An 8,741-nucleotide genomic window follows, 5' to 3' on the forward strand; every position below is an offset into this window, starting at 1 on the left:
GTATTTTAAAACTTCTTAATAAAAAAATAGAATATTAAAGTGTATTATATTTTTTCACTTGTAATGGGATAGTTACAACATATAAATCTACAGCATAATAAATAATCCAAATCCCTTTACCTTCAGCATCAAATCTTGATTGAAAAAACTGTTCTGAAATTTTTCTTTTCCCCCATTTTTTAGGAAGCCATTGAAATACTTTGGGAACATTATTATTCATACTAATTATCTCCTTAAATCCTTAATAATCAGTTCTTTACCAAATCTCAAAAAATCATTTTCCAAATAATCTCGCGAAAAAACCTTTTGGTTCTGTAGATGCCGTTAATAATTTTGTTTCTTGTACTTCTCTAATTGTTTCAAGTAACTTCTGATCACGTTTCTCTAACTTATTGTCAATGTAATCTTGTTGTTTTCGTAATTGCTCAATTAGCAATTTATTAAATTCCTCTTGTTTCTCACTATATTCTCTAAGTCTACTAACTTCATTTTTTAATGCTTTTAATTCTTCAGCTAAAATTTCTCCAACTTCTTTACTAGGTACAGGCTTTATACTTTCTCCACCTGTAGCAAAATAATGTTCAATTTGTTTTATTGAGTAATTCTGTTCTCGATGTAATTGTTTAACTATTTTCATTTGCTCAAGGGCTTTTTCATTAAAAACATTGTAACCCGACTCATTTTTCTCCAAAGGAATATACATCCTTAATTCTTTCATCCAATTTCTTATAACATTTGGCGATTCATCTACACACAGTGCAACTTCTTTAACGGTCATCGCTATATAACCTGGTTTTTCTTTACCTAGGTTTTCACTTTTACCCATCTTTTTACCCACCTTTAAAACCTAGATAAAAACCTAAGTTTTTTAAATATCAAGGGTTATTTTCAAAAAAATCAACCTTGAAACCTAGGTATAAAACCTAGGTTTTTACTAATTCATTTTACTAAGGTTTATATCCTTCTGTCATATAAAAATAAAGAATTTCTCCCCTATCTCCATCCTTACTTCATTTCCTTTTTAACATATGATTATTTAATCCACACAGCGAAGATCATAGCCGCGCCACAGAAATTTTCTAATAACCTTGCAACAAACCACAATTAAAAGTACATTCTTGTTTTTTTAACATAATAAAATCCAGTTAAAAAATAATTCATTTTATAAAATTGGAAATTCAGAATCAAAAAAGAGAGAAGAGCATAAGGGGTTTTTGGGCCCAACTAGGGGTTGGGACTAGGCGGAGCCTAGCTTAAACGTGGGTACACGAAAATTCCCAGGATGTCCACTCACTGACCACACAAAACCCTTTAAATGTCCCCATTGTGTCCCTAGATGTAGACTCAGTGAGTACACAAAGTCCCTTTGATGTCTCCATATGAGTACTCACTAACGACATGATATTTTTAATAAATTGCAATCAAACATTACTTTAAAATACTAAAAGAAAACAATTAACATTAATTAAATATAAATCTGTAATCTAGAAACAAATAACACCAAAATACAAAATGCTATTCAGGCGCTTCAGAATCCTTTTTAAAGAATATAAATCTAAAATAATACTATTTGACGTGAAAACGAAAATAAACGCTTAAAAAGCAAAATAGACAGGTTTAAAAGAAGGTTTTTCTTTGCTTTTGGGGTTAAGGCTGGTTCGTCGTGTGGGGACGAACCCCCACGTATTACGTATCTATCAATATGGTAAGTGAAATTATTAAGCGAAGGCACTAGCGGTTCGGCTCGTATAATAGCAATTCAAGCCGATGATCCCAAATAGTTGCTTTTGGATGTATCGGCTTGGTGATATCCAAACTCGAGCCGAAAAAAGTTTTGCAAGGATGTAGCAAAGCGTAAAGGGTGGAGATTTTCTGTAGCAAAGCGAAAGAAAATACGACCCGTTCCTTGCGGAACTTTTAGCCCTTTATATAGAGAGTGAGAAGGGACAAGTATACAAAAGTAGAAAAAAAGCAGTAATACCAAGGGTTTCAAGATTTTTCATAGTTATCGAATTCGATAACTTTAGTTATCGAATTCGATAACTATGAAAGTTACAAAAAAACCTGTATGAAATTCATACAGGTTACACTAATTTTATAGGTAAATTTTTCAATTCTTTTGGTTTTCTTATAAACATAGTTTGTAGTGTTTGATTAATATTGTCTCGATCTCCACAAAGAATCATATTAGGGTTTATGTACAGTGCATACATTCTAGCATTAATTCCATCTCTACCCGACTCAAAACGTCCAATTAGACCCTTTTCAATTAATTGTTTTATTAATCTACTAACTGTATTTTTACTAGAACCTATTTTTTCTGCTATTTCAGTTTGAGTCATAGGTAACTGCTCTTTTGCATTAATATCATGAACAATACAGTTAGATCGAAACCCTATAAAACCAATAATTTTGTTTAAAAACATAATTTCTTCGTTTTTCAAATAATTATTCTGAATAAGATATAACCAATTCTCTTGAATAATTTGAGCAAATTTAGCTTTATTCTTCACTTTTCGCTCTGGGACTAGCTTCATACCATGAGAATTAGCTTTTGCTTGAAGTTCATTTGCTAAATACATCTCTTCTTCTGACAAAATCTTCGAATCCTCGATATCTCTCAATCTTGCATTTTTTTCAGCTTGTTTTAAATTGATAGTATTTGTCATAACTTTTCTCCTCGTTCCTAGTATTTACAACTAGTACGGAGACTTTTTTTATGCTATTATGTAATTAGAATTTTATAAGAATAAAAAAGCCTCTTATGTATAGTTGTAGCGTCGCAACTCAATTATATCATGATTGGCTTTTTTTGTTGTAACTAATAAAAAAAGAGTCCTAGATAAATAGAGACTCTTTTTTCTTATTATCGAAAATCACAAATCAAATTTTATTTTTTAATATGATGTAACATAATACCAATTCTTTTCTAGCTTTATGATTTCTTTAAAATCACTATTAAAATCCGACTTAATTGGTTTTATATCATTAGGCGAATATATAAAACCTGAAAAATTATCTAATATACCACGATAAGTATAGAAGAAAATTAAAGTACTATTTTCTTTTTCTTGAACCAATATATCCCCACCATTTTTGGATGTTGATACAAATTGTTTAGGTAAATGAATCATTTTATTGTTATACTCAACATTTGGAATTAACTTTTTTTGTTCTATAAGTTCTATTACTTGTTTACGGTCTTCTTTATAAATTATAAAATCTAGTTTCATATATATTTTTACAAAAGGCACATATATACAAATAATAATTATAATTAATTGTATAACTAAAGGTTTCCAGTTTTTACATTTTATAAAATTTATAATTCCTATAATAAATATTATGAAAAATGACCCATAAATTGCGATACTAACAAACGGCATGAAAAATGGTGTAACTAATTGAACTAAGTACCATTTAGTTAAATTATAAATTATTACAATAATACTACTTATCATTGTAATTTCAGTTAATTTTTTTTTCATATTTTATACACCCTTCCAATTTTAAATCGTATTTCTAAATCATCCTATATATTTAATTAAAATAATATCATCAAAAATCGAAAAAAGAGTTCTATATTTCTAGGGCTCTTTTTTCGATTTTTGAAAGTAAACTTTTGAATAAAAGATGACTTAACATCAACCATTAGCGTTCTTGTAACCAAGAACAAAGTAACAATTAAAACCTAGAATTCTAAAAGAAAAAGGAAAGGGCAAGCTACGGGAGTGGGAGCCCACTCTCCAAAAACGCTGTTTTTGACTTGGTAGGAGATTCCTACAACCTTTACCGTTTTTTCGGTCTTGAAATTTCATATTCTCGTCCTAAAACGGTTGTCGCTTCGCTCGATTTTCTATCTTTCGAATGTAAACTTTTAAATATTAGTTTACATTCAAATTACCTGAAACATTGAACTCACAACAATTCCCTTGGTATTCTCAAAATTAACAAGAAAAGTATACATTCAAAACCCTATAAATAAAAAGTTCAAGAAACCTGTAAACAAAAAAAACAATTCATTAATATAAAAAAGAATACCACCTTTAAAGGCAGTATTCTTTTTTATAATTTCATCTAAGCAATTAAATAATTAAATGCCATATATATGGCTAGAAATACACCTACTACTAATTCAAGACCAATAATTATATATGAAACATTTAAATACAAATCTCTTATGCTTCTATATATAAACATAATCCCTAATAAGAAAAATGTAACATATAAAAATTGATCTATGCTAAAAGCTAAAGTACCAGATAGTAAAATTAAAATTAGAAACAGCTTATCTATTGTTTTATAATTAATTATATTTTGTCCAACAAATAATTGCATAAATTCCCTCCTAATATTTATTTTCCGAATTATGGATATTATAAGGTCTATTATATCATGAATTTTCTGTTTTTTTAGGTTATAAATAAGCTGTTTATATAAGTTTACATAACCCCACTTATCGGTATTCAATGTATCTAGAAAAAAACCCTTCAGCAAGTAAGCTGAAGGGATTTCGTATTTACATAATTTTCGATATGGGAAGTGAAATTTATACTTTATCATTGGTCTTTTTTAATCTACTAGCCCTTAATTCTTTGAAATTCTTGATTAATTCTTCTCCGAAAATATAAATAACTTTTTCCCATGGATGCCCTAAATAACCCCACTTAAAGTCTTTTTGCAAAAAGAAATAATAATCCCCATCCGGAAAAAATGGGATTTTCCATTGATGATCATCTTCGTTTAGATTTAAATTTAAACTAGGATTCATCCAGTAGCCAGCATGCTGCCAATCTAACGCATATATATATTCATGTTTCTCGGTACATAAAATAAGAACTTCTAATAATATATGATCAAAAATATAATCATCGTCATCAGTCCATTTTCCTTCAAAATAATTAGGTAAATCATAAGTAATATATGGACAAGAAAATTTAAATGATTGGTCACCATCTATATTAGGATTAAAACAAAATTCATCTTCAAATCTATCCCAAACATTCTCATATTCTTGTTCATTTAACAAAATCCATTCTTTCAAACTCCGTACCTACTTTCTAATATTATTATATAATTAAAATACCACGATGAAATTGTATATTCTATTCATTGCTAATTTACATAACACATTATTATCGGTAGCAAATCGTTTGATAGAATCCTTGTTTTTATAAGGTTTCTTGTCTGTATGTCTATTTATCTCTTATACAAGATTTTATACATCGTTGATATAGCGAGGATTCTAGGAATCCCCGCTATTCTTTTTTTGCATAAAATCTTGTATAACATTCCTATAAAGACCAATGACTGGATTTGTCATTGGTCTTTATTTGTATTTGAAATGTATATCCCGTATCGAAAACGCTCCGTTTTGATGTTTTTCTGATTTGTTTTGCTATACTTGATTGATTTTTTTAAAAGCTTTTATTAAGGGGGAATGACTGCAACCCTGTTACTACCACTAGAAAGAGAGACGAATTAAATGGGATTTCATGTAGATTTAAAAGAATTCAATGAAGTACTTGCCAAAATCCAAAAAGACACCAGTAAAACAAATAATCAACTTGAACAAGCCCAGAGAGCATTGAATGGTATTATCCAGGCCGATGCCATGCAGGGGGCAACAGGAAATGCGATTGTCAACGACATCAATAATAACCAAAGTGCAGTTGTGACTGGGTTGAAAGTTACCAATGAATTTCTCATTGCGGAAATGTTGACAACTTTAAAGGATTTTCAGTCAACAACGGGAGAAAGTGATGAGAATGCGGTTATTCTGGAAGATGCATTACTGCAAACACAAAACAAACTTTCCAATCTCCAACCCAAGAAACATGAAATGGATAGTCGCATCTCTAATATTTACAACAGCGTGAACGATTTGATTTCATTGAGTATGCCGAGAAGCCAGTTTGATGAAAAACTAGTTGCAGCCAGTAAAGAACTAGAGGATACGATTCAAAAAGTACAGCAATTTGAAAGTAAAAAAGAAAAAAGCAATGCGGAAAACATTCTCGATTCCCTAAACAAACAAGTTCAAATTGCAGGCAAGATGGGCAGTTTATCTTATACTGATCCGCAACTTCAAGATTTCTTTGCGCAAGATGCGTTGGCAAAAGGCATTCATGAAATAGATACACAAATCACAAAAGCGGAAAAAGAGGCGCAACTGCAAGCTGAAGGAGAAATAAAGAAAAAGCGAGAGGAATGGGCGAACCATCATCCAGCGCAGGCTTGGCTTCAAGACGTTTCTGCTAGTTTTGGTAAGAAATGGGATGGATTAGAAAAAGGAACAAGATGGTTAGGGATGTTAGGCACGAACTATCCTGCCCTGAAAAGACTTTCTGATGAAGCCTTGGCGTTAGAAGGTTTTATAGGTAAAGCAGGTTCCGCTATTAGTGGGGCTGCGATAGGCGTAATAAATCTAGTTTACCTAGGTGCAGAGCTTTTGGAGTCAGGCTATAACTCTATAAATGGCGTAGAAACAGAACAATGGAAACTGGACGATCTCGATGCGACTTGGGAAGGTACGAAGAAACTGGCCGAATATGGGATTGTAGGCTATATCACAACTAAGGCTCCTCATCTTAGTAAATTCTTAAATAATCCCGAACTAACGGATAAAATTCCCGTGCTGGATAACCTCGCTAGAACCTATAGAAAAGACGAAAAAGAAATGTACAACGCAGTGAAAGATTATGTAGAAAAAGCCATGACCGACCCTTATGCTTTTGGTGGCATGATATTTGATATCGGTAGTTTTTGTGTCGGCGTCGGTGAAATAGCGGCCGTAGTGAATGGAGGGAAAATCGCAGAGGGTGCAAATCTCTTTCAAGCAGCAGGGAAAAGCGGTAAAATAGTTGGTAAGTCGGAAGAAGTAGCAGCATTAACGAATAAGTTGCCGGGTATGAAGAATGCCTTGGAGAAAATTAGAAATATGGAGATCCGGGATTTATCCCCTGAAACTTCGGCAGCTGGCGTTGGGAGTGTAGAGGAAAGAAAAACACTTGGCACGTTATTTTCTGTTGCTAAAAGTGAAACTAAGGGTACTGATAGTCGTCCTGATTTTGTCGGTAAATTAAAAGGTGAGGAAGTCAAACTTCCTAATGTTAAAACAGAAAAGGTTACCTTTAATAAAAGAAATCCAAATGAAACAGCTCAATTGCGAAAGGATTTTAATAAGGTCAGGAAAAATTTGATGAAATCTATGACTGATAATCCTGAAAAAATAAAGGAATTAAAAAAATCTGGAATCTCAGATAATGATATTGAAGATATGAAGGAATACGGACTAGTTCCTGACGGTTGGCAAGTCCATCATAAAACTCCTTTGGATCAAGGGGGTACCAATGATGTGGAAAACTTAGTTCTAATAAAAAACCATCCCTATCACAAGGTTATTACAAATGAACAAAATTCATTAACAAAGGGTATGAAACCTGGGGACAGTAAAATAGTAGATTTTCCTATTCCAAAAGGAGACATTTATCCTCCTAATAAGGAATAAATATTTTTTAAAAGGTGATTATATGTGGAGAGAACAAGTTAGTCAGATTTCCAAAATAAGAGAGAAACGAAATAGAAAACTCAATTTACCTACCAATGAAAACGAGTTATCAAGATTTCATAAATCTGTGGTGGAAAAATTTGGTGAAGATATACTACCACAGCAATACTATGAATTTTTACAAACAGTTAATGGAATTGAATTTAATGGACTTAAATTTTATGGGATTGACCAAAATTTATTGGATTCTAAACCAATAAATCAAGTAGATAGTTTTTTTGATGCCAATGAAACATGGGAGTCAATTCAAGACGAAGATGAGCTGATTTTTTTTGGAGATTCAGATATAGCTTGGTATTGTTATAATGTTTCTAAAAAAAGTTTTGTTGAACTAGATAAGCCTTCAGGTGAGCATATGGAAACTTTTTGCGATTTTGATACTATGCTTGAATCTGCTTTCTCTACAGCACTTAGTTAAATGTACAATCCGCCGTCCGCCGTCAACTTTTAAAGGATGAAGAATGTCTTGTAACACACAGAGGTTGACCAACCGCTAACCGTTTAAAGGTATGAGATAATAGCAAATGAATCTGGATATTTATTACTGAGATTAGTAAAGAAATTGAAAATTACAAATCACTACTTCTAACCTTGATTGGCTTATGCCTTTCAAGGTTTTTTTAAAAAAGAGGGTTTTGATGATAAAAAATTATTAATATCTTTATAGCAAGGGAATGCTTGTAGACTGATCTATACTGCATTCCCTTATTGTATGTATGCTATATTCTTATTCGCCTTTTTCTAACAGTAGAACCACGAATCTTGGCGAAGACATTGGTTTTTGCCCTGTCCTGGGGTCCGTCCTCGCTTTTTATTCCACGGTTCCCTTGACCACGAGCCTCCGAACCCTCAAACTCCCAAAGCTAACCCCAGCGGGCAAAAACCGCCCTTCTGGGGCCACCCCTGGCGAGTTTGCATGAGGGTTCCCCTCATCGTCAAGGAACTTTCGCGGCATAAACGCCAGGACTCAGCGATTCCTTCTAAATACATTTTCTATTTAATTCAATAATTATTGCTAACAATAAAGTTATACCTATAATTTCACTTACCGTATTTTAAAACTTCTTAATAAAAAAATAGAATATTAAAGTGTATTATATTTTTTCACTTGTAATGGGATAGTTACAACATATAAATCTACAGCATAATAAATAATCCAAATCCCTTTACC

8 protein-coding genes are annotated in these 8,741 nt (G+C 32.0%); 2 read left to right on the forward strand and 6 right to left on the reverse strand.

Going from position 1 to position 8,741, the window contains the following annotated elements; all coding sequences use genetic code 11:
* Positions 1-34 precede the first annotated feature (34 nt).
* The 6 genes from Q3V31_RS30350 to Q3V31_RS30375 all read right to left on the reverse strand — a co-directional run bounded on the left by Q3V31_RS30350 (position 35) and on the right by Q3V31_RS30375 (position 5,044).
* Positions 35-220, reverse strand: a complete 186-nt coding sequence (locus tag Q3V31_RS30350) for a hypothetical protein (RefSeq protein ID WP_044443238.1) — start codon at positions 218-220, stop codon at positions 35-37.
* A gap of 54 nt (positions 221-274) precedes the next feature.
* Positions 275-826 carry a MerR family transcriptional regulator gene (locus tag Q3V31_RS30355; RefSeq protein ID WP_329767681.1) on the reverse strand — a complete coding sequence of 184 codons (552 nt, stop codon included), beginning with the start codon at positions 824-826 and terminating at the stop codon, positions 275-277.
* Positions 827-2,084: 1,258 nt separating this feature from the next.
* A complete protein-coding gene (locus Q3V31_RS30360; RefSeq protein ID WP_002193740.1) occupies positions 2,085-2,669 on the reverse strand; it encodes a helix-turn-helix domain-containing protein in 585 nt (194 codons plus the stop codon).
* A 228-nt stretch (positions 2,670-2,897) separates the two neighbouring features.
* Positions 2,898-3,488: a hypothetical protein gene (locus tag Q3V31_RS30365; protein ID WP_329767682.1), complete on the reverse strand. Its 591-nt coding sequence runs from the start codon at positions 3,486-3,488 to the stop codon at positions 2,898-2,900.
* Positions 3,489-4,077: 589 nt separating this feature from the next.
* A complete protein-coding gene (locus tag Q3V31_RS30370) occupies positions 4,078-4,338 on the reverse strand; it encodes a hypothetical protein (RefSeq protein ID WP_329767683.1) in 261 nt (86 codons plus the stop codon).
* A 211-nt stretch (positions 4,339-4,549) separates the two neighbouring features.
* Positions 4,550-5,044 (reverse strand): DUF2716 domain-containing protein, encoded by a 495-nt coding sequence (locus Q3V31_RS30375; RefSeq protein ID WP_329767684.1) that lies wholly within the window; start codon positions 5,042-5,044, stop codon positions 4,550-4,552.
* A gap of 441 nt (positions 5,045-5,485) precedes the next feature.
* Here Q3V31_RS30375 and Q3V31_RS30380 point away from each other — a divergent pair, with 441 nt between their 5' ends.
* Both Q3V31_RS30380 and Q3V31_RS30385 read left to right on the forward strand, forming a co-directional pair.
* The gene (locus Q3V31_RS30380) at positions 5,486-7,510 is read left to right on the forward strand and encodes a T7SS effector LXG polymorphic toxin (protein WP_329767685.1); all 2,025 of its coding nucleotides are present in this window, start codon (positions 5,486-5,488) and stop codon (positions 7,508-7,510) included.
* A 22-nt stretch (positions 7,511-7,532) separates the two neighbouring features.
* The gene (locus Q3V31_RS30385; protein WP_329767686.1) at positions 7,533-7,988 is read left to right on the forward strand and encodes a YrhA family protein; all 456 of its coding nucleotides are present in this window, start codon (positions 7,533-7,535) and stop codon (positions 7,986-7,988) included.
* The last annotated feature ends 753 nt before the right edge of the window (positions 7,989-8,741 follow it).

Origin of the sequence: Bacillus nitratireducens, from assembly GCF_036320425.1 — a bacterium.
GTDB lineage: Bacteria > Bacillota > Bacilli > Bacillales > Bacillaceae_G > Bacillus_A > Bacillus_A nitratireducens.